The 21,997-nt window shown below is 56.1% G+C and carries 22 protein-coding genes; 11 read left to right on the plus strand and 11 right to left on the minus strand.

The window, feature by feature from the left end; all coding sequences use genetic code 11:
• Positions 1–17: 17 nt before the first annotated feature.
• The 4 genes from AC0L7R_RS15285 (at position 18) to AC0L7R_RS15300 (ending at position 4,281) form a co-directional block, all read left to right on the plus strand.
• Entirely contained in the window at positions 18–1,268 is a 1,251-nt protein-coding gene (locus AC0L7R_RS15285; RefSeq protein WP_473657734.1) for an extracellular solute-binding protein, read from the plus strand.
• Between the two features lie 78 nt (positions 1,269–1,346).
• The gene (locus tag AC0L7R_RS15290; protein ID WP_473657735.1) at positions 1,347–2,369 is read left to right on the plus strand and encodes an ABC transporter permease subunit; all 1,023 of its coding nucleotides are present in this window, start codon (positions 1,347–1,349) and stop codon (positions 2,367–2,369) included.
• Positions 2,370–2,379: 10 nt separating this feature from the next.
• Complete coding sequence (locus tag AC0L7R_RS15295; RefSeq protein ID WP_473657736.1) at positions 2,380–3,258, plus strand: ABC transporter permease subunit; 879 nt, start codon at positions 2,380–2,382, stop codon at positions 3,256–3,258.
• A gap of 3 nt (positions 3,259–3,261) precedes the next feature.
• Entirely contained in the window at positions 3,262–4,281 is a 1,020-nt protein-coding gene (locus AC0L7R_RS15300) for an ester cyclase (protein ID WP_473657738.1), read from the plus strand.
• 75 nt (positions 4,282–4,356) lie between these two features.
• Here AC0L7R_RS15300 and AC0L7R_RS15305 read toward each other — a convergent pair whose 3' ends face one another.
• The 10 genes from AC0L7R_RS15305 to coxB form a co-directional block, all read right to left on the minus strand.
• The gene (locus AC0L7R_RS15305; RefSeq protein WP_473657739.1) at positions 4,357–5,253 is read right to left on the minus strand and encodes an alpha/beta fold hydrolase; all 897 of its coding nucleotides are present in this window, start codon (positions 5,251–5,253) and stop codon (positions 4,357–4,359) included.
• A gap of 40 nt (positions 5,254–5,293) precedes the next feature.
• On the minus strand, positions 5,294–5,878 hold the full coding sequence (locus AC0L7R_RS15310; RefSeq protein WP_348108631.1) for a GNAT family N-acetyltransferase: 585 nt from the start codon (positions 5,876–5,878) through the stop codon (positions 5,294–5,296).
• On the minus strand, positions 5,878–7,146 hold the full coding sequence (locus AC0L7R_RS15315; RefSeq protein ID WP_247127422.1) for a M16 family metallopeptidase: 1,269 nt from the start codon (positions 7,144–7,146) through the stop codon (positions 5,878–5,880). Before AC0L7R_RS15315 ends, AC0L7R_RS15310 begins: the two co-directional genes overlap by 1 nt.
• Positions 7,143–8,528: a threonine synthase gene (thrC, locus tag AC0L7R_RS15320; RefSeq protein ID WP_473657740.1), complete on the minus strand. Its 1,386-nt coding sequence runs from the start codon at positions 8,526–8,528 to the stop codon at positions 7,143–7,145. The genes AC0L7R_RS15315 and thrC overlap by 4 nt, the downstream gene beginning before the upstream one ends.
• A 1-nt stretch (position 8,529) precedes the next feature.
• Positions 8,530–9,225: an SURF1 family cytochrome oxidase biogenesis protein gene (locus tag AC0L7R_RS15325; protein ID WP_473657741.1), complete on the minus strand. Its 696-nt coding sequence runs from the start codon at positions 9,223–9,225 to the stop codon at positions 8,530–8,532.
• 91 nt (positions 9,226–9,316) lie between these two features.
• Positions 9,317–10,120, minus strand: coding sequence for a cytochrome c oxidase subunit 3 (locus AC0L7R_RS15330; RefSeq protein ID WP_247127425.1), 804 nt, complete (start codon positions 10,118–10,120; stop codon positions 9,317–9,319).
• 24 nt (positions 10,121–10,144) lie between these two features.
• Positions 10,145–10,741, minus strand: a complete 597-nt coding sequence (locus AC0L7R_RS15335; RefSeq protein WP_473657742.1) for a cytochrome c oxidase assembly protein — start codon at positions 10,739–10,741, stop codon at positions 10,145–10,147.
• On the minus strand, positions 10,741–10,941 hold the full coding sequence (locus tag AC0L7R_RS15340) for a hypothetical protein (RefSeq protein WP_473657743.1): 201 nt from the start codon (positions 10,939–10,941) through the stop codon (positions 10,741–10,743). Before AC0L7R_RS15340 ends, AC0L7R_RS15335 begins: the two co-directional genes overlap by 1 nt.
• On the minus strand, positions 10,941–11,885 hold the full coding sequence (gene cyoE / locus AC0L7R_RS15345; RefSeq protein WP_473657744.1) for a heme o synthase: 945 nt from the start codon (positions 11,883–11,885) through the stop codon (positions 10,941–10,943). Before cyoE ends, AC0L7R_RS15340 begins: the two co-directional genes overlap by 1 nt.
• 66 nt (positions 11,886–11,951) lie before the next feature.
• The gene (gene coxB / locus AC0L7R_RS15350; RefSeq protein WP_247127429.1) at positions 11,952–12,782 is read right to left on the minus strand and encodes a cytochrome c oxidase subunit II; all 831 of its coding nucleotides are present in this window, start codon (positions 12,780–12,782) and stop codon (positions 11,952–11,954) included.
• A gap of 194 nt (positions 12,783–12,976) precedes the next feature.
• Between coxB and tldD the strand changes: the two genes are divergently transcribed.
• The 7 genes from tldD (at position 12,977) to AC0L7R_RS15385 (ending at position 20,980) form a co-directional block, all read left to right on the plus strand.
• Positions 12,977–14,398, plus strand: a complete 1,422-nt coding sequence (gene tldD / locus AC0L7R_RS15355) for a metalloprotease TldD (protein ID WP_473657745.1) — start codon at positions 12,977–12,979, stop codon at positions 14,396–14,398.
• Positions 14,395–14,880: a hypothetical protein gene (locus tag AC0L7R_RS15360; protein WP_473657747.1), complete on the plus strand. Its 486-nt coding sequence runs from the start codon at positions 14,395–14,397 to the stop codon at positions 14,878–14,880. The genes tldD and AC0L7R_RS15360 overlap by 4 nt, the downstream gene beginning before the upstream one ends.
• 55 nt (positions 14,881–14,935) lie before the next feature.
• The gene (gene dprA / locus AC0L7R_RS15365; protein WP_473657748.1) at positions 14,936–16,096 is read left to right on the plus strand and encodes a DNA-processing protein DprA; all 1,161 of its coding nucleotides are present in this window, start codon (positions 14,936–14,938) and stop codon (positions 16,094–16,096) included.
• 158 nt (positions 16,097–16,254) lie between these two features.
• Entirely contained in the window at positions 16,255–18,900 is a 2,646-nt protein-coding gene (topA, locus tag AC0L7R_RS15370; RefSeq protein ID WP_348108640.1) for a type I DNA topoisomerase, read from the plus strand.
• A 110-nt stretch (positions 18,901–19,010) separates the two neighbouring features.
• Entirely contained in the window at positions 19,011–19,553 is a 543-nt protein-coding gene (locus AC0L7R_RS15375; protein ID WP_473657749.1) for a L,D-transpeptidase family protein, read from the plus strand.
• Positions 19,554–19,657: 104 nt separating this feature from the next.
• A complete protein-coding gene (locus AC0L7R_RS15380) occupies positions 19,658–20,353 on the plus strand; it encodes a 3-oxoacid CoA-transferase subunit A (protein WP_473657751.1) in 696 nt (231 codons plus the stop codon).
• Positions 20,354–20,356: 3 nt separating this feature from the next.
• Positions 20,357–20,980: a 3-oxoacid CoA-transferase subunit B gene (locus tag AC0L7R_RS15385; protein ID WP_473657752.1), complete on the plus strand. Its 624-nt coding sequence runs from the start codon at positions 20,357–20,359 to the stop codon at positions 20,978–20,980.
• A gap of 94 nt (positions 20,981–21,074) precedes the next feature.
• Here AC0L7R_RS15385 and AC0L7R_RS15390 read toward each other — a convergent pair whose 3' ends face one another.
• Positions 21,075–21,896, minus strand: a complete 822-nt coding sequence (locus AC0L7R_RS15390) for a lytic transglycosylase domain-containing protein (protein ID WP_247127437.1) — start codon at positions 21,894–21,896, stop codon at positions 21,075–21,077.
• Between the last annotated feature and the right edge of the window lie 101 nt (positions 21,897–21,997).

Here is a 21,997-nt window from a genome sequence, read left to right on the forward strand (position 1 = left end):
ACCGGGAGTTTCTTGGAATGAAAATGTTAAAGACAGCACTGCTAGGGACCGCGATTGCCGCCGTCGCTGGTACATCTGCACTGGCCGACGGCCATGCCTGCGCCATTGATGCCGGACGCCTGAGCATCATCGGGAATGAATTCCCGGCCATCCAATCAGTATCCGCCGCCGCGCTTGAATGTGCCGCTGGCGCCGATGAAACCGCGTCCAACCTGACTGCAGACCACCAGACGCTGAACGTCGCTGGCATGTCTGGCAATCCGGCAGAATACACGTCTGCGATTGTAGCGAATTCGTCCATCGTGGCGCTGATCAACGAAGATGTCATTCAGCCGCTTGACGCATTGGTCGCTGAATACGGCGCAGATATCCCTGCCCATCAGTTGATCACAGTGGACGGCAAGATCATGGCCGTCGCATTTATGGCGAACGCCCAGCACCTTGTTTATCGCAAGGACGTGCTTGAGCAAATCGGCATGGACGCGCCCACATCTTACGAAGGCGTACTGGAAGCTGCCGAAAAAATCCGTGCCGAAGGCATCATGGAAAACCCTGTTGGGGGCGCATATGCGGCGGGTTGGAACCTCGCGCAGGAATTCACCAACATGTACATCGGAACCGGCGGTCAATTCTTTGAACCGGGCACCGCGAACGTATCCATCAACAACGCCCAAGGTGTTGAAGCGTTGGAAATGATGAAGGCGCTGACTGCCTACATGAACCCAGACTACCTGACGCACGATTCCAACGCGACATCCGCGGAATGGGAAGCGGGCAACGTGGCGTTGATGAACATGTGGGGCAGCCGGACAGGCGTTCTGATGGATGACGAAGGCGCGGAAGAAGTCGTTTATAGCAACACCGCTGTTGGCGGTCCGTTGACTGTTGGCGGCAGCGGCACGCCTGCGACGACACTGTGGTGGGACGGCTGGACTGTTGCAAAGAACATCAGCGACGCAGATGCGGCGGCCACGTTCCAAGCATTGGCACACGCCACATCACCTGCTTTGCTGAACGACGAAACCATGTCCCAAGCCGTATGGTTGATGGACGGATTTGAATCCCAGCCTGTGAACGAAGGCGTTTTGGCATCCGTTGCAGCTGGTTCAACACCGTACCCGATGGTGCCGTTCCAAGGTCTGCTGCACACAGCGCTTGGCGACAACATCGCTGATTTCTTGCAGGGCGACGAATCTGCAGAACAGACGCTTGCGGACATCGAAGCGGCCTACACAGCAGCTGCGACCGAGCAAGGTTTCTTGCAGTAAGACAATTCTCGTGGGGGGCTTTGCGGCCCCTCGCACACCTCATTTCCAAGATCATTTAGATGGCCGGGGGCCCTTGCCATGAAACATTCGTCTTTCTTCTGGTTTGTTTTGCCATCGGCCATCTTGATGCTCTTGTTTATCGCATCATCCGTCGTGTCCGTTGTGACCCAGTCACTTTATACGGCCCACGAACAGGTGATTATCGAGGTCGAAAACTGCGGCCCGTTTGGTTGCACCGTAGCCCAATCTGTAGACCAAGAGGCCACCCAAGCCCTGCGCGACGCTGAACCATTGGGCAAATGGGCAGGGCTCGACGTTTACAAGGACCGCAACCACCTTGCTGTCGAAGACGTAAAGACCGCGTGGATCGAATCCGACGGGTTGCCTGATTTCGCGAACGCCTTGATAAACCTGCCGTTCTACGACGCGCTGGCCTTCACCCTGACCTACACCGCCATTGTGACCCCGCTGACGTTGATCTTGGGCTTTGCCATCGCGGTTGCCATCAATTCGGTCGCAACAGCCCTGAAAGGCCCGACGATCTTTTTCTCGTTGTTGCCATTTATCGTGACCCCGCTGGTCGGGTCACTGGCGATCTTCTGGATGGTCGATGCGCGCGGTATTTTGGGCAGCGGGTTACAATGGCTGTCGGGTGATCCCACCCTATCGGTCAAGGCAAACACGACGCTGATGTGGATCATGTTGATGTTTTACGGGGTGTGGCATTCAGCGCCGTTCGCCTTTGTCGTCTACTACGCGGGCCTGCAAACGGTGAACCAAGACACCATCGAAGCCGCGATGATCGACGGGGCCAGCCGCTGGGAACGCATCCGCTACGTCGTGATCCCGCATCTGTTCCCGCTGACGACGTTCATTGCGTTGATCCAGTTGATGGACAATTTCAGGGTGTTCGAACCGATCATATCGTTCAGCGCTCAGGCCCACGCCCGATCACTTTCCATCGCGATTTTCAGCGACTTGGGGGGCGAAACACGATTGCTATCGTCCGCCGCGGCCACGTCTGTTTTGACGATCATTGGCGTTGCGATCCTGCTGTCGCCGGTGCTGGTCCGCACCTACCGCGACTTTGGCAAAGACTAAGGAGACGACCATGTCCACTGCAACCCGCCGTCCCCTGCCCGTCCAATTGATCGCGATGGGCTTCCTGATCATCTGGCTGATCATGGCCGCCTTCCCGTTCTTGTGGACCCTATGGGGATCATTCAAAGTCGAAGGTGATTTCTTTTCCAAGGCCGACTGGGCCCAATCGCTGACCGGTGAACTGACGCGGGTCGAAACTGGCGGGCCATTCACCGGCGACGGCTATCACGGGGCATGGGTGCAGGAAGAATTCTGGCGCGCCTCCTTTAACAGCCTGATCGTCTGTTTCTTTACGGTCACGATTTCGCTGACCTGCGGAACATTGGGCGGGTATGCCTTGTCGCGATCCACATATCGCTATGCGTTCTGGTTCCTATTGTTCGCGCTGATCTTTCGGGCGATGCCGCCGATCACGCTCGTGTCCGGCTACCTGCTGCCGTTTTTCGAATGGAACCTGTGGGGACGGTTATCGACAACCATCATCGTATTGGTCGCGATCAACCAGCCATTCACGCTGTGGATGCTGCATGCGTTCTTTAAAAACATCCCAAAGGATTTGGACGAATCTGCCATGGTGGACGGCTGTACACGGTTCCAAGCGTTCCGCCATGTCATCATCCCTGTCATGTGGCCGGGGGTCATTACAACGGGGCTGTTCAGCTTTTTGCTGGCCTATAACGACTTTGCCGTGACCTCTATGTTGCTGTCAAAAGAGAACCAAACGATGGTGCCGAAACTGGCGTCTTTCCTTGGGACAACCCAGACGAAGGGCAATGTCATGTTCGCAGTTGCGGCCGTTGTGTCGATCACCGCACCGCTGTTTGTGATGATCATGTTCTTCCAACGTCAGATCGTGTCCGGTTTGACCGCAGGCGCGGTGAAAGGCTGACCCATGTCGTTCCAAGAGACAAAGCAAGTCGTCCGCGACCACTACGCGGCGCTTGCATCCGCAACGCCCGAAACCGTCGCTGATCGACTGGCCGAGAACACGACGCCAGACTGGCACTGGCGCGGGATGCATCCATTTTACGAACATCACGGGGCCGCAGCAGTCGCTGCGAACTTCTATGAACCGTTTCTGTCCGCGATGACAAAGGTTCAACGGCGCGAAGACATCTTCTTCGCAGGCTTGAACATGATTGACGGGTACACATCCACATGGGTCACGTCGATGGGGCACCTGATGGGGCTTTTTGATGCGCCGTTTCTCGGGATACCGCCGACCCGCAAAATCGTCATGCTGCGCTACGCCGAATTCAACCGCGTCGAGAATGGCAAGATCGTCGAAACAGCGCTGTTTATTGACCTGCTACACCTGATGCAGCAGGCGGGCGTCTACCCACTGCCGCCGCAAACGGGCATGCACCTGATCCAACCCGGACCAATGACCCACGATGGTTTGCTATATGCCGACGCGCCGGAACAGGCTGGCAAGGACACGCTCGACCTGATCAATCGCATGATCGGTGATATCCAAGCCAATTCGAATAGCAAGGAAAATGCGGCACCTCGCGACGCGACCCCGCAGGAAGAACTAGCCCAATGCTGGCACGACGACATGCTGTGGTGGGGACCCGAAGGGATCGGTGCCACATACACGATCGACCGCTACATCGCACAGCACCAACGGCCTTTCCGCACCCAACTTGGGGAACGCGAATTCCACGGGCACATCGCGCGGCTGGCCGAGGGCAATTATGGCGGGTTCTTTGGATGGTCGAACCTGTCCGTGGTGCCGCTTGGCGGGTATATGGGCCTGCCCGGTGACGGCAAAACACGGGCGGAGATGCGGGTTGTCGATATCTATCGGCGCGACGGAGACAAATTGGCCGAGAACTGGATATTCATCGACATTCTGCATTTTCTTCATATGCAGGGGCTGAACGTCCTTGATCGCATGCAGACGGTGTAACTGCTTCTTTTGGTCATAAATATCTCGGGGGATTGGGGGCTGGCCCCCAAATCGATTTTTCACTAAAAATCGTAGCTACCGCACGACAGGTCGATCTTCGACAAAGGCACGCATGTCGTCAAAAACATCCGGTCGCGTAAAGAACAATAGATGCCCCTGTTCGGGATAGCCATAAATCGCGACGTCGCCGATTTTTTTGGAAAAATCGTAGGTCTGGCGCGTTGAAAAGACGCGGTCATTCAGACCAACAAAGAACGCGACGGGGATCCCGTTCAAATCCAAATCGTCGGGCACCTGAAATCCCGGCAGGCCCAAGGTATGCGCCAACGCCACTGCCGGATCGAGCTTGACGATGATCTTTTCGCCTGCCGCGATGTCGCGGGACAAGCGGTCTTCGAATGACGGATCGTCTAGGGCATCCGGGCCGTACAAAAGGCCCGCCCAGAACCGTTTCCACACAGTTTGCCGCCGTAGCGAACCAGTCGCGATCATCGCTTTGACAATATCTTCCACGCCGCGAAAAACGGTGCCCAACCCGCCGCCATGTTCCACAGCCGTCGACATCGCGGCCACGCGTACATCACGGTCGCCGGTAATCTGGGGCGCGGTTAACAAGGCGATTGGTCCGCCTGTCGAATACCCGATCAGCGCGACGTCCTTGTCTGGATAACTATTGGCAAATGCTGCGATCCGTTCTGCTACGGTCGCCGGATGGATCAAGTGATCGTTCGGCATCCCGTCCAACCCCGGAAAACGGTACATCGCGCGCGCATAACCTGCGTCATCCCAGCTTTCGGTCGCTTCAAAAATGTCGATCGACGCAAGCGCCCCTGGAATAAAGATCGCGATTTTGTCTGAACGGGCGATATCGTGGGCGTCGTACAAAAGCGGATCAATCGCGCTTTTGCGCGCTAAAGGCACCCCGCATGCGGTCACGCAGACCAACACCATCAAGATCAGGATCTTTTTCATGTCGCCACGCTACTCTTGTTCAGCAATTGGTCAACCACCCCTAACCGGCGTCGGTCTTCCCGCGCCGATCAAATCGCAGGTTCGCGTACAGAACATGGTTACGCCAGCGGCCGTTAATTTGAAGATAAGACTGCGCCACGCCTTCGTATTTGTATCCGCATTGTTCCAACAATGCGCGCGACGGCGTATTTTCGGGCAGGCATCCTGCTTCGATCCGGCTCAGATCGAGTGACACGAAGGCATAGTGCACCATCGCCTCAATCGCTTCGCGCATATAGCCCTGCCGCGCGAAGCGTTCTCCGATCCAGTATCCTGTGGTCCCTGCTTGCGCGGGCCCACGCCGGATATGATCCAGCGTAATCGCCCCCAGCAGCATCTGATCTTCGCGCCGTGTAATAAACATCGGGACCGCCGTGCCAGACGAGATTGACCTTTGCGCCCAATAGACACGGTTTGTGAAGGATTTGCGTGTCAGATGTTCAGGCGCCCACGTGGGTTCCCACGGCGTCAAAAAATCGCGGCTTTCCGCGCGCAATGCCGCCCATGGCCGAAAGTCGGCATGGGTCGGTGGGCGAAGTGTCAAACGCTCTGTCTCGAGCCGGACTTTCCGTTTGACGCCCAACATTACGCGGCAAGCCGTGCTTTGAGTGCCTCAAGCGTTGGTGCCGCTTCGGCGGGTCCATATAGCGCCATGGCCGCACCGGGGTTCGTGGCTAGATCACCTGCGAATGCTTTCACATCACCGGTTGTCACGCCGTCGATAAAGCCGATGGTTTCTTCCAAGGTCGGAATGCGATCCCAGATCGACATGAGCCGCGCCAGACGTTCTGCGCGGTTTGACGGGCTTTCGAGGCCCATCAAGAGGCCCGCTTTCATCTGCGCCCGTGCGCGCGCGACTTCTTCCGCGGTCATATCATCCGCTGCGCGTTTCATTTCGTCCATCGTGATATTGGCAAGCTGTTCGATTTGTTCGGCACTTGTGCCCGCGTAAATCGTGGTCAGGCCCGTATCTTCGTAGGCGCCTGCCTGCGCGAAGACCGTGTAGCACAGGCCCTGCTTTTCGCGCACCTCTTGGAACAGGCGCGATGACATACCGCCGCCCATCACCGATGAATAAATTTGTGCCGTGTAGATCGCGGGATCGCGGTAGTTCGGTCCTTCAAGCGCCAAAGCGAAGTGAACCTGTTCCAGATCTTTGATTTCACGCCGTTCACCGCCACCGAAGGCGGCCGGTTGGATCAGATTCGTGGGACGCTGGATTGGGGACAAGTGACCGAACAGCTGCTCTGCTTGCTTCACAATCGCGTCGTGATCAACGGCACCCGCCGCCGCGAGGATCATCTGGTTCGGTCCGTAATGTTCCCCGACAAAGGTATTCAAATCCTCGCGCGAGAAGCTAGAGACCCGTTCAGACGGCCCAAGGATCGTGCGACCCAGGGCCTGATCGGGATATGCCACCTCTTGCAGCCAATCGAAAACGATGTCGTCGGGCGTGTCGTAGGCTTGGCCGATTTCTTGCAGGATCACGCCGCGTTCGACTTCGATTTCAGATGGGTCGAAAACTGGGTTCAGCAGAATATCCGCGATCACATCCAGCCCAAGCGCCACGTCGTCTTCGAGAACACGCGCGTAATAGGCCGTCATTTCGCGCGACGTGTAAGCGTTGATGTAGCCGCCAACGTCTTCAATGGCTTCGGCAATTTGCAGGGCGCTGCGGGTTTTGGTCCCCTTGAACGCCATATGTTCCAGAAAATGCGCGATGCCGTTCTGTTCGATCCGTTCATGCCGCCCACCGGCTTGTACCCAAATCCCGATAGAGCTGGATTTCAGGCCCGGCATGCTTTCCGTGACGATCCGAAAACCGTTGGAAAGTGTGTGCAGTTCTATGCTCAAGATGTGATCCGTTCTTTGATGACCGCTTGCAGTGCGGAAAGGTCGTTGGCGCAACGTGTCACGCGTTCTGGGCGGTCATATAGGTCTGCCATGCGCGGCGGAAGGGGGGCCATCACGCCAGAGGCAGCTTTCACCGCATCGGGGAATTTCGCAGGATGCGCGGTGGCCAGTGTGATCATTGGTGTGGTGCCAAGATGGTCTTCGGCCACGTGGGTGCCGACAGCCGTGTGCGGGCACAACAATTCGCCGTGCTGCGCGAGGTATGTTTTGATCGTAGCGGAGGTTTCTTCTTCGGATGCGCGGCCCGATTTGAAGGTGTCTTTCAACATCTGATAGGCGCCTTGGCTGATCTGGAAACCACCCGTTTTCAGGTCTTCCATCTGGCCCGCAACGGCTGCGCCGTCTTGGTCGTAGGCGTAGAACAATGCGCGTTCAAAGTTCGACGACACTTGGATATCCATCGACGGGCTGATCGTCGGTTCAACGCCTTCTTTGGTGTAGCTGCCGGTTTCCAGCGTGCGGTGCAGGATATCGTTGCGGTTTGTCGCGACGACCAAGTCTTTGATCGGCAGGCCCATTTGTTGGGCGATGTAACCTGCAAAGATGTCGCCGAAGTTGCCTGTCGGCACGGTGAAGCTGATTTCACGGTGCGGCGCGCCAAGGGATACAGCGGAGGAGAAGTAGTAGACGACCTGCGCCAGAACGCGGCCCCAGTTGATGGAGTTCACGCCAGCCAGCTTCACGTCTTCGCGGAAAGCGAAATCGTTGAACATGTCTTTCACGGCGGCTTGGCAATCGTCGAAATCGCCATCGACGGCAATCGCATGAACGTTGGATTCCGACGGTGTTGTCATCTGCCGACGCTGCACTTCGGACACGCGTCCATGCGGGAACAGGATGAAGACGTCGACATTGTCGAGACCGCGGAACGCTTCGATTGCGGCTGAACCTGTGTCGCCAGACGTCGCACCCACGATGGTGACGCGGTCGCCCGAACGGGAAAGTGCGGCTTGGAACATTTGACCGATCAACTGCATCGCGAAGTCTTTGAACGCGAGCGTTGGACCGTGGAACAGTTCCAGCAGGAAGTGGTTCGGGGCGAGCTGGACCAACGGTGCTTTCGCGTCATGGCCAAAGCCCGCGTAAGCATTTTTGATCAGCTCGCGGAATTGATCGTCGCCGAATGTGTCGCCGATGAACGGGCGCATGACCGTATAGGCGATGTCTTCGTAAGATTGCCCGGCCATGTCTGCGATTTGGTCTGCCGTCAGCGTCGGGATGGTTTCGGGCAGATACAGCCCCCCATCACGGGCGAGGCCGGTCAACATGGCTTGTTCAAATGTCAGCACGGGCGCTGTGCCCCGTGTGGAAATATAACGCATTCTAGCGGTCCTCTTGGCGGATGCGGAAGATCAGATAGCCTGTCATGATGACCCAGACGAGGGCCAGCATGAACCATGTGATCGCGTAGTTCAGGTGGTCGTTCTTGATCACCCCAGAGTCAAGCGGAAGGGGCTGGAACGGATAGCTTTGCAGCGGCGTGACGAGATCGAGCAACTGCACGTCGCGCGCGACGATAAGGGTTTGTTCGGCGTTCAGGCCTGCAGCAATGGATGGCACGTCGCGGGTGAACCAAATGCCTTTAGGATCAGGGTCCGGCGTCCAGTCATCTTTGTCGTCGGGCCAATGCAGATTGCCAGTGACGTCGATCATATGGAATTTGGTGAACGGGTTGCCAAGTTGCGCAAGCGGCACCCATCCAAGGTCGACCATCACAGTGCGCCCGTCTTCGGTTTCCAGCGCGTCAACGTAACGATAGCCAGGTCCAAGTCCTTCGATGGTGACAAGAACATAAAGCGGCGTGCCTTTCAGGCGGCCTTGTGTCGAGACAGGTCGAAACTGATCTGTTGCGGGATCGGGATCAGCTGGGATCGCAACCGGATCGGATGCGATCGTGGCGTCAATCTCTGTCAGGATTCCCGTCTTCCACTGCAGTCGCTGCACCTGCCAGACACCAAGGCTAAGCAATATCGCGCACCCCGCGATGCCCAGTAGGATTGGAAAGAAAATCTTACGCAATTGTCAGCCTTTCAAAGCAAAACGCGCGAGGTGTGACCCCGCGCGTTTGTCTTATCTTTGATCGTGGTCGGGGTGAACCCCGATGTGGCGGTTAGCCGCCCCAGACGTAAACGGCTGCGAAGAGGAACAACCACACAACGTCAACGAAGTGCCAGTACCAAGCCGCGGCTTCGAACCCGAGGTGCTTTTCAGGAGTGAAGTGACCCTTTTGCAAGCGAACCAAGCAAACCAGCAGGAAGATCGTACCGATCAGAACGTGGAAGCCGTGGAAACCTGTCGCCATGAAGAAGTTCGCGCCGTAGATGTTGCCCGAGAAACCGAATGCCGCGTGGCTATATTCGTAGATCTGGAACACGGTGAAGATCGCGCCAAGAACAACGGCGAGGATCAAGCCCCACTTCATGTCTTCACGGTTGTTTTCATGGACCAAAGCGTGGTGTGCCCACGTCGCGGCCATACCGGAACACAGCAAGATCATCGTGTTGATCAACGGCAAATGCCAAGGGTCGAATGTTTCGATCCCGACTGGCGGCCAAACACCGTCAACGGCAGGCGACATCGGACCCATCGGGTACATCGCGTGTTTGAAGAAAGACCAGAACCACGCTGCAAAGAACATGACTTCGGACATGATGAACATGATCACGCCGTAACGCAGGCCAATGGCAACAACCGGCGTGTGATCAATGCCACCTTCGCCTTCGGCAACCACTTCGGACCACCATGCGTACATCACGTACAGAACAAGCGCGAGACCGATCAGGAACGCATATGGGCCGGAGCCGTGCATCCAAAAGACGCTGCCGCCCAACATGATGAAACCACCTACGCCGCCAAGCATTGGCCAGATAGAGGGGTTTAGAATGTGGTAATCGTGATTCTTTTCATGCGCCATGGCTGTCGTCCCTTGGGGTTCTTGCTAGTTCAATTCTATGGCGTCTTGCGCCGGTGTTGTCAAAGCTGCCTGTTCAAAAGTCTCAGGCAGATCAATCTGGTAAAAAGTGTAAGAAAGCGTGATCGTGTGGACATATTTGCCTTCACGGTCATCAACGATGGCCGGATCAACAAAGAAGCTGACCGGCATCATCACGGTTTCGCCCGGTTGCAGGACCTGTTCGGTGAAGCAGAAACATTCGATCTTGTCGAAAAATCCACCCGCTTCGTAAGGCGTCACGTTGTAGGCCGCCTGCCCCGCGATTGGCACGTCAAACGGGTTATGCGCTTCGTAGAAGGCCAGACCTGTTTCACCGATCCGAATTTCCATTTCACGTTGCGCGGGCTTGAATTCCCACGGCATGTCTTTTTCCAGTGACGCATCGAAACGGACTGTGATCGTTTGATCCAGAACGTCGCTTTGGTTGGCTTCGACAACATTCGTTGCGCCGCCAAAACCGGTCACACGGCAGAACCAATCGTAGAAAGGTACAGACGCCCAAGCGAGTGACCCCATCAGGATCACAACACCGCCAGCCTGAGCCGCCGTGCGTTGAGGACCTTTCAGCTTAGAAAATAACATTAATTACTCTCCTCTGCTGGGATGATCTGTGGCCGTGCCACGTGATCAAATTTCTCGAATTGTTTTGCGTCGCCCAACTGCAGGACTTTCACAACGGTCAGGCCAAAAACGATCGCAATCATACCGGCGAGCAACAGGCCAACGCCCATGTTGCGGCCTTTGCGGCGTTCGTGGATTTCGTGTTCGACTTTGATCGCCATCACACGCCACCAACGTTCAAACGCAGCGCCGCTTCAATCAGCAGGGCGACGAAGTGGGCAAAAAGGTAGTACAGCGACACCTTGAAGACCGACTTTTCAACCGCATAGTTGTCAGCGTCAGCCGCCACATCATCGCGTTTCCAGATGTCGTAGGCGCCTTTGAAGAACCACGCGTTCATGATCACCGCAACGGTCAAGTAGACCGGACCACCGATGGACGTGAAACCAAGACCAATCGCCACAGGTACCAGCAAAGCGGTGTAGGCAATCACATGTTTACGGGTGCTGTCGCGACCGTGTGTTTCGGTCAGCATAGGAACGCCCGCATCGCCGTAATCTGTCTTTACAAACAAGGCTAAGGCCCAGAAATGCGGTGGCGTCCACATGAAGATCAGCATGAACATCAGCACGGATTCGATGGTCACGGAACCAGTCGCAACCGCCCAGCCGATCATTGGAGGAAATGCGCCTGCAGCCCCGCCAATCACGATGTTCTGTGGTGTCGACCGTTTCAGCCACATTGAATAAACGACGGCGTAAAAGAAGATTGTGAAGGCCAGCAGACCAGCGGCAAGCGCGTTGGTCGCGAGCAACAGCAAGATGACGGAGAAGAAGGAAAGCGCGACGCCAATGCCCAGCGCTTCGCCCGGTGCGACTTTGCCAGCGGGAATCGGGCGTTTCGCTGTCCGTTTCATCACCGCGTCAATATCTGCGTCCCACCACATGTTCAGCGCGCCAGAGGCACCCGCCCCCACCGCGATGCACAACACACCGACAAATCCGATGAACGGATGCACCGGCACGGGCGACACCAGCAAACCGACCAATGCCGTGAAAACAACCAGCGACATGACACGCGGTTTCATCAAGGCATAGTAATCACCCATCGACGGCTCTTGGCTGGATGTGGTGTAGGTCGCTTCGTTCAGGCTCATGTCGCTCATGCGGATGTCCATTCAAAATTGCGATGTGGCGGGAAAGGTGCGCGACGGGCGCGCACCCGTTTTGATTTAAGCTGGGTTCTGTTCTTTCGCAGCAACCAACCATTCGTCGTAAGTTTCTTGGCTCACCACTTTGACAGTGATTGGCATGTACGCATGGTCTTTGCCGCACAGTTCGGAACACTGACCAAAGTAAATGCCTTCTTGTTCAGCAGCGAACCACAGCTGGGCCAGACGACCTGGAACCGCGTCTTGCTTCACGCCGAATGCCGGGATGGTCCAAGAATGGATCACGTCAGCACCAGTCACCTGCATCACAACAGTCGCGCCCACTGGCACAACAACGGCTGTGTCAGTCGCGAGAAGGTTTTGATCAGCGGTGTAACCATATTCTTCCAACTCGTCCTCGGCCAGCATGTAGCTGTCGAAGTAAACAGCTTCGTCAGTGTATTCGTAGCCCCAGTACCACTGGTAGCCTGTCACCTTGATGTTGATGTCCGCTGCAGGAATTTCCTGCTGCTTGAACAGAACAGGCAAAGAGAACGCACCGATGAAGACCAGAATGACAACTGGAATGATTGTCCATGCAACTTCCAAAGGAGAGTTATGTGTGAATGTAGACGGTGTCGGGTTTGATTTGCGGTTAAACCGGATGACGACCCACGCCAGCAGGCCCGTCACAAACAATGTGATGATCGTGATGATCACCAACAGCATGCCGTCCAACCACTGCAGATCGCGGGCCAATTCGGTTGCTGCTGGCTGGAAACCAGTCGCACCCGGCGTTGGCTGGCCGATGATGTCCAGTTCTTGAGTGACCTCTTGTGCAGAAGCCGCAGCACCCGCAAGAATCAGTCCTGCTGAGGCCCAAAGTGAAGTCGCGATAGTCTTCAGTCGCATGTCATGTCCTGTCTGTCTTGGCGCGCGTGGGCGCAATCGTCTAGCTCCGTCATGGGCGAACACCCTTAAGAAAGACGGAATCCCGTTGTAACCTGCCGCCCATGTCCCATATTTAAATGAACAACTCAAGAACCGCTGTTGCGGCAAACGGACGCTTTTGTCCTTTGATCCATCCACCGATAAGGAAAACCTGCATGTCCGCTGATCCGTTCCGCCCGTTTGATACAAATCTAGACCGCGACACTGCGCTTTCACTGCTACAAGACGCCACAGCTGGGGCTGACGACGGGGAACTGTTTCTGGAACGCCGACGGTCAGAGGTTCTGGCCTTTGACGATGGCCGCGTGAAAACCGCCAGTTTCGATGCATCCGAAGGATTCGGTCTGCGCGCCGTAAAAAGTGAAACCGCAGGCTATGCGCATTCCACCACGATTGACGAACACGCATTGAAGCGTGCGGTCAGCACTGCGCGGCTGGCGGTAGGCGATGGCGGCGGCACGATGGCCGATGGCCCTGTCGGCACCAATAAGAAGCTGTATTCTGACGAAGACCCGATGTTGCAGGCCACCTTCCCTGCGAAAATCGATGTCCTGCGCGAAATCGACGACTTTGCTCGCGCTTTGGACAAGCGCGTCGTGCAAGTGTCCGCCGTTCTGGCCGCGTCGCATCAGGAAGTTCTGATTCTGCGCCCTGATGGTGTGCTGGTCACTGATACACGCCCGATGTCGCGCCTGAATGTCAGCGTCATTGTCGAAGAAAACGGACAACGCGAAAGCGGCATGTCTGGTGGCGGTGGGCGTGCGGGCCTGATCGGCCTGATTTCCCGTGACAACTGGGAACCTGCCGTGCGTGAAGCGCTGCGGATCGCGCTTGTGAACCTTGACGCAGAGCCCGCCCCCGCTGGTGTTATGGATGTCGTGCTTGGGCCAGGTTGGCCCGGTATTTTGCTGCACGAAGCGATTGGTCACGGGTTAGAGGGCGATTTTAACCGCAAGGGATCAAGCGCCTTTGCAGGTCTTATGGGTCAGCAGATTGCATCCAAGGGCGTCACTGTGTTGGACGACGGGACAATTCCGGACCGGCGCGGGTCGATCACGGTCGACGACGAAGGCACGCCAAGTGCCAAGAACACGCTGATCGAAGACGGTGTTCTAGTTGGCTACATGCAGGACCGTCAAAATGCCCGCCTGATGGGGGTCGCCCCTACAGGGAATGGCCGTCGGGAAAGCTATGCCCACGCGCCAATGCCACGGATGACCAACACATATATGTTGTCCGGTCCCGACACGCCGGAATCGCTTGTCGCTGATTTGAAGGACGGGATTTACGCGGTCGGCTTTGGCGGTGGTCAGGTCGATATCACCAACGGCAAGTTCGTCTTTAGCTGCACCGAAGCCTATCGCGTTAAGAACGGCGTTGTCGGCGCACCAGTTAAGGGTGCCACGTTGATCGGTGACGGGGCGACAGCGTTGAAGCATATCCGCGGGATCGGCAACGACATGGCGCTTGATCCGGGTATCGGGAATTGCGGCAAAGCGGGCCAATGGGTGCCTGTTGGCGTTGGTCAACCAAGCCTGATGATTGGCGGGCTGACTGTTGGTGGCGCTGCGACGTGACCCAAATACGGGCTGCAAGCGCGCGTGAACCTGTGACGTGGGGCACGGTGCTGCTTGCAGCGCTGTTCACTTGGGTTGGGACGTCCGGCTGCGGGTGGGCGTTGATGACGATTGGATCGGCATTGGTCGAGCTTTTAGCGTTTGAGCCTGCGCAGGTCTCAGCGATCCTTCAAACCATTGATTTTGTGGCGGTCGTTGTCTTTGCTTTGATGTTGTCTGGCGTTGTCAGCTGGATACCGTTGATTGTCCTCACGCCAATTGTAAAAGCGCTGGCCAACGCCGATCATGATACACCGCTTGTCGGTGCTGGGATCGGGGTAGTGGCGGGTGCTGCGACAGCGCTTATCCTCTTTGGGAATGATTTTCCGGGAGATGAAATGGTTCTGCTCGGCATAGCAGTCGGGGCCATCATGGGGGCGACCAATATGGCGGTTTTGCGGTGGTTACGAAAGCGAACGACGAATGAGGCCCCCCAGAAATAGTGGGGCAAATTGCCTTAAATTGTTCATATCCCGTTAAGAAGTTGGCCGTAACACTATGGGTGTAGCAAACGGAGAACGGGACATTGGAGACGTGACACCTTCCACTCACCCCCCACTCCCACCCACCACGGAAGACGATTCTTTTCACCGTCTCCGTTTGCTGCGATCCCGACGCGTTGGCATCGCAACCTACCGCCGCCTGATCCGCGAACATGGCACGGCGGTGGACGCGTTACGGGCATTACCTGATGTCGCGCGTGCGGCAGGTGTGACGGATTACCAAATCTGCCCTGAAGGCGTGATCAACGCAGAACTGCGGGCGGGCAAAGCCGCAGGCGCCACGCTGTTAACGGAAGACCACCCTGATTACCCAGCCACGCTACTGGAAATCTCTGATGCGCCGCCGTTGTTATGGACGATCGGACAGACGGCGTTGCTACGGCGGCCGATGGTCGCACTTGTGGGCGCGCGCAACGCATCATCCTTGGGGACACGCATGGCCAAAGCGCTGGCAGCGGGGCTGTCTGAGGCGGGGATCGTTGTCGTTTCAGGGTTGGCGCGCGGCATCGACACCGCAGCGCACCTAAGCAGCTTACAGAACGGAACAATTGCGGTGCAGGCTGGCGGGGTCGATACAGTGTACCCCGTTGAGAACGCGAAACTCGCCAGCGACATCGCCAAAAAGGGGTTGCGGATTTCGGAAATGCCGATTGGCATGCAACCGCACGCCCGCCATTTCCCAACGCGAAACCGGATCATTTCCGGTTTATCGTCTGCTGTCGTAGTAGTCGAAGCCGCTGCAAAATCGGGCAGCTTGATCACCGCCCGCAATGCCTTGGATCAAGCGCGTGACGTTCTTGCGGTCCCCGGCCACCCTTTTGATGCGCGGGCGGCAGGGTGCAATATGTTGATCAGAGACGGTGCGCTTTTGGTACGATCGGCGCAAGATATCATTGACGCGATAGCAACGCTCGCCCCGCAGCAAGCAGATCTTCCGTTGGAAACGCCAATCGAAAAACCATCGCGCAGCTTGCGGGAAACAGCAGCGCTACATAGCCAAATCCTATCGCGTTTGGGACCATCGCCGGTCGCGGAAGATCAGCTTATCCGTGATCTTCAAACTGCGCCGACGACCATCGCACCCGTGATTATGGACCTCGAATTGGACGGCAAAATCACCCGTCATGCAGGCGGCCTTTTGGCACGTGTTGATTGACCTTCAGAATTCCCCCTAGATAAATTCAGCACTTTTCAACTACTTGATGGTCAAGAAAAAGGGATTGCGCTTGTCTCGAAACCTGCGCATTGACATTCAGTCATGCGCCCCCACATCTTGCGCAGACCTTGCGTAACTCGTTATTTGACAGGAATTTCATGCCAGTCGTCGTCGTCGAATCCCCTGCTAAGGCAAAGACAATCAACAAATATTTGGGCAACGACTATACCGTTCTTGCCTCTTTCGGGCATGTCCGTGACTTGCCGCCCAAAGACGGATCAGTCGATCCGGACGATGATTTTGCGATGAAATGGGAAATCGCAAGCGACAGCAAAAAGCATATTAAAGCGATTGTTGACGCGTTGAAGAACGACAACGAACTGATCCTCGCGACCGACCCCGACCGCGAAGGTGAAGCGATTTCGTGGCATTTGACCGAAGCGTTGACCGCAAAGAAAGCGATCAAAAAAGACACGCCAGTGTCCCGCGTTGTGTTTAACGCCATCACCAAAGCCGCCGTGACCGATGCGATGAAAAACCCGCGTCAGGTTGATGTACCTTTGGTCGACGCCTATCTCGCGCGCCGTGCTCTGGATTATTTGGTGGGCTTTAAGTTGTCGCCGGTATTGTGGCGCAAATTGCCAGGCGCAAAATCAGCGGGCCGCGTGCAATCTGTAACACTGCGGATCATCGTCGAACGCGAAATGGAAATCGAAGTTTTCCGCGCGCAAGAATACTGGTCTGTCAAAGCCGTGCTGCAAACGCCACGCGGTCAGACATTCGAAGCACGACTGACGACGCTTGCGGGCGACAAGCTCGATAAATTCTCGATTGAAAATGAAACGCAGGCGGAAATGGCCGTTCAGGCGATCAATTCACGCGATTTGGTCGTCAAATCTGTCGAGGCGAAACCCGGTTCGCGCAACCCGTCGCCCCCGTTTATGACGTCGACCTTGCAGCAAGAAGCGTCGCGCAAATTTGGCATGGGCGCCAAGCAAACGATGTCTGTTGCGCAACGTTTGTACGAGGCCGGTTTGATCACATACATGCGGACCGATGGCATCGACATGGCGCCCGAAGCGGTCGCTGGCGCACGCGACGCGATCAAGGCCAAATTCGGCGATAAATATCTACCCGAAAAGCCACGCGTCTATAAAAACAAAGCGAAGAACGCCCAAGAAGCGCACGAATGTGTGCGCCCGACTGATTTGATGGTCGACACGGCTGCTGCGAAAATCGTCGATTCGGATCAACGCAAGCTTTACGATCTGATCTATAAACGGACGATTGCGTCCCAGATGGAAGCCGCGAAATTCGAACGCACGGCGGTAGATATCGGCAGCGACGACGGTCAGGTTGTGCTGCGTGCCAACGGTCAAGTCATGGTGTTTGACGGGTTTATCGCCGTCTACGAAGAAGGTCGCGACGACGCGGTTGTCGATGATGATGACAAGCGTCTGCCGCAAATTCACGAAGGCGAAAAAGCTGTCAAAGAGACGGTCACGCCTGAGCAACATTTCACCCAACCGCCGCCCCGCTATACCGAGGCGACGCTGGTGAAGCGGATGGAAGAACTGGGTATCGGCCGCCCGTCGACTTACGCGTCCATTGTGACCACGATTCAGGATCGCGGGTATGTCGAGAAAGACAAGAACCGCCTGATTCCGCAGGATAAGGGGCGGTTGGTGACCGCGTTCCTATCGAACTATTTCCGCAAATATATCGGCTACGATTTCACCGCCGATCTGGAAAACCAGTTAGACGAGGTCAGCGCAGGCAACGGCGACTATAAGAAGGTTCTTGCGAACTTCTGGCGCGATTTCTCTGCCGCGATTGGCGAAACTTCAGAGCTGCGGATCACCGAAGTTCTTGAAAAAATTAATGAAGTTCTGGAACCGCATTTGTTCCCGCCTGAAGAAGACGGGTCCGATCCGCGTGCCTGTAAGAATTGCGGTGTTGGTCGGCTGTCGATGCGCACTGCGCGGTCGGGTGGTGCTTTCATCGGGTGTTCCAACTACCCCGAATGTCGTTACACACGTCCGTTTGGCCCGCCAAATCCGGAAGCAGAAGCATCCGCAATTCCGCCTGACGGGAAACTGTTGGGCGAAGATGCAGGTGATGAGATCCGTGTGTTTAAAGGCCGGTTTGGCCCGTATGTGCAGCGCGGTCCTGTGACCGAGGAGAACAAGAAACCGCCGCGGACAGGCGTGCCGGAGGGATGGAACCCCGAAGAGATCGACCTGGCAGACGCGGTAAAATTGCTGGAACTGCCCCGTTTGATCGGCGAACACCCTGAAGATGGCGTAAATGTATGGGCGAATTTAGGCCGGTACGGACCGTATCTGAAACATGCTGAAAACACGTCGTTTAGAGGCGGCACCAACGCAAATCTGCCCACGATTGACGACGTCTGGACTGTCGGCATGAACCACGCCGTGCAATTGTTGGCCGAAAAGAAAGCGTCACGTGGCAACCGCGGGAAAGCCGCGACACCGATCCGCGAGCTTGGCGATCACCCAGAGGCGGGCGGTCCGGTTAATATTTATGACGGCAAATACGGTCCTTACGTGAAATGGGAAAAGATCAACGCGACGATCCCTGACACGATTGATCCGGCTGATCTGACGTTGGCGCATGCGGTTGATTTGCTTGATGAACGGGCTGCGAAGTCTGGCAAAACCATCAAGAAGAAAGCCGCACCAAAAAAGAAGGCTGCTGCAAAGAAACCAGCCGCGAAGAAAAAGCCTGCAGCAAAAAAACCGGCGGCGAAGAAGCCCGCTGCGAAGAAAAAAGCAGCTGACTGAACATAAGGGGCCAGTGCGCTGGCCCCGCGCCTCTCGGGGATGTGACTGACAGTGCGTTGATCCTTTCCCGCGTTGTTCGTATCGCTTTGGAAAACAAAGCAGGATACAGCATGACCTCGACATTTTTGAACCGTCGCACGTTGATTGCCGGCGCTGCCGCTACACTGGCGACGCCCGCGTTGTCACAATCCGCGCCCCCAACGTCGCGCAATACCGCAAAATTCGTCGCGCAAAATTGGCAGGACCATTTTGATACGCTGGGTGTTGCGGCCATCGTTGCGGACACCCAAAGCCGCGCACTGCATTTCTGGAAGGGCGATGTATATCGTGTCTATCCAACGTCTGTTCCCGCCACGGATGAATTGACCAAACGCGGGTACACCGAAATCGTTCGCAAACGCGTAGGTCCGGATTGGACCCCGACAGCATCACAAAAGGAACGGTTCGGCTGGACATATATGCCGCCAGGTCCGGAAAACCCGCTGGGTACACATGCGATGTATCTGTCCTGGCCCGCCTATTTGATTCACGGGACACACGACACTCGCAAGATCGGTCGCCCGTCTTCTGACGGATGTATCGGACTATATAATGAACAAATCGCTGATCTTTTTGCAATTACGCCAGTTGGAACGCAGGTCCGCGTAATCTAGCCGGATTGCAACCGGTTGCAAAAATTTACGCTGCACCGCCGCATTTCATTGACTCCATGTTCACGTAACGGCATCAACGCTGTGAACAACGGGAGAGGCTTGGCATGAAGAAGATTTACCCCAACGCGGCGGCAGCCCTTGATGGGTTATTGCACGACGGGATGTTTATTGCGGCGGGCGGCTTTGGCCTTTGCGGTATTCCAGAACTGTTGCTTGATGCGATCAAAGACGCAGGCACGCAGGATTTGACGTTTGCGTCGAACAACGCGGGCGTTGATGATTTTGGCATCGGCATTCTGCTGCAGACCCGTCAGGTCAAGAAAATGATCTCGTCATACGTCGGTGAAAACGCCGAATTCATGCGTCAGTACTTGTCTGGCGAGCTTGAGCTAGAATTCAATCCGCAAGGCACATTGGCCGAACGGATGCGTGCCGGTGGCTGTGGAATTCCCGGGTTTTACACCAAGACTGGTGTGGGCACCGTGATTGCCGAGGGCAAAGAGCACAAAGACTTCAATGGTGAGACATACATCATGGAAAAAGGCATCTTTGCTGATCTGGCGATCGTCAAGGCATGGAAAGCGGACGAAACGGGGAACCTAATCTTCCGCAAGACTGCCCGCAACTTTAACCCGCCTGCTGCGATGTGCGGGAAAGTCTGCGTGGTTGAAGTCGAGGAAATCGTGCCAACCGGTTCGCTTGACCCCGATCACATCCATTTGCCGGGCATCTATGTGCACCGGATTATTCAGGGCGATCACGAAAAACGGATCGAACAACGTACAGTGCGGGAGGCTTGACCCATGTGGGATCGTAACCAAATGGCCGCACGCGCGGCACAAGAACTTGAAGACGGCACATATGTGAACCTTGGCATCGGGATTCCGACGCTGGTGTCCAATTACATCCCCGAGGGTGTCGAAGTGACGTTGCAGTCTGAAAACGGCATGCTGGGCATGGGCCCCTTTCCGTTGGAAGCTGATATCGACGCCGACCTGATTAACGCGGGTAAACAGACGATTACGGAACTGCCGCAAACGGCGTATTTCGATTCTTCGCAATCCTTTGGCATGATCCGCGGTGGCAAGATTGCGATGGCGATCTTGGGTGCGATGGAAGTTGCCGAGAACGGCGATCTTGCGAACTGGATGATTCCCGGCAAGCTGGTCAAAGGCATGGGCGGCGCGATGGATCTTGTTGCTGGCGTTGGTCGTGTTGTTGTTGTGATGGATCACACGAACAAACATGGTGACAGCAAGCTGCTGAAAGCTTGCTCCTTGCCGTTGACCGGCCAAGGCGTTGTTGATCGGATCATCACGAACCTTGGTGTGCTAGATGTTGTCGACGGCGGATTGCGGATCGTTGAATGCGCTGAAGGCGTAACAGAGGACGAACTTCGCGCCGCGACAGAAGCCGCCATCGTTTGAGACCTGTTATATAGTGACAAAGAAAAGGCCGGATCGCGTTATGTGATCCGGCCTTTTTTGCTTTCGGCGCAGTGCCAAACAGGTAAAGCCCTGTCTATCTGTTCGCGACCGCAAAGACGCATCCATCCGTCACAAGCTGCGGCGGCGTTTGACACAGCCCTTTTGCAACATTGAATGCGGCCAGCACCTTCGGCACGTAAGCCCGCGTTTCGGGATACGGCGGCACGCCGTTGTTATCGCGCACAGCGCCTTCGCCAGCGTTATATCCGGCAAGCACCAAAATCGGGTCTTTATCAAAGTGCTCCATGAGCCACGCAAGATACGCGACGCCTGCTTTGATATTTTCGGCTGGGTTCACGCGGTCTGTGACACCAAACCTTTCGGCCGTTGCTGGCATCAGCTGCATAAGACCAACGGCCCCAGCGTGGCTTTCTGCCTGCACCTTGCCCGCGCTTTCGATCGAAATGAGAGCAAGGACCAATGCAGGGGACACATCCGTTCCCACGGTTTCGCGCAAAATGGTTAAGCCGTGGGCCTGCGCGATGTCTTGTAATGTCTGCAAACGCGGGGCGGGCACGGAATTGCCGCCCGGAGGGTTGTTGATCAATTGCAGCGCAGGCTGCAAACGCCCCGGTCCGCTGTCAGAACGGGCAGGAGATATTGTCGACCAGAACCATTCCATCCCAGAACTGCGGGGCTGGGCCTGCGGTTGGGCCGATACGGCTGTGCCTGCCGCAGCAGGTGTCGTCGGCGCACGTGGTGTCACCTGTACCCGAATCCGGTTCGATGCACCTGCGGTTGGCACCGTGACACGGCGAAACGTAAAGTCTGGTTGTAGGCGCTTTATCTCAGCCACCACGGGCCCTGTCGCACAAACAAGTGCAAGCGCCGCTGCGAAAGCGGTTCGAATATACATTATGAATGTCCTGCCGACGTTTTTTATTCCTTCCAATCAAGCAACATTTGTTTTGTATTGCCAGCAAAACGCAAACAATTGCCTAATTCGATTTGGATTGG

Source organism: Yoonia sp. D2-7 (assembly GCF_055809435.1).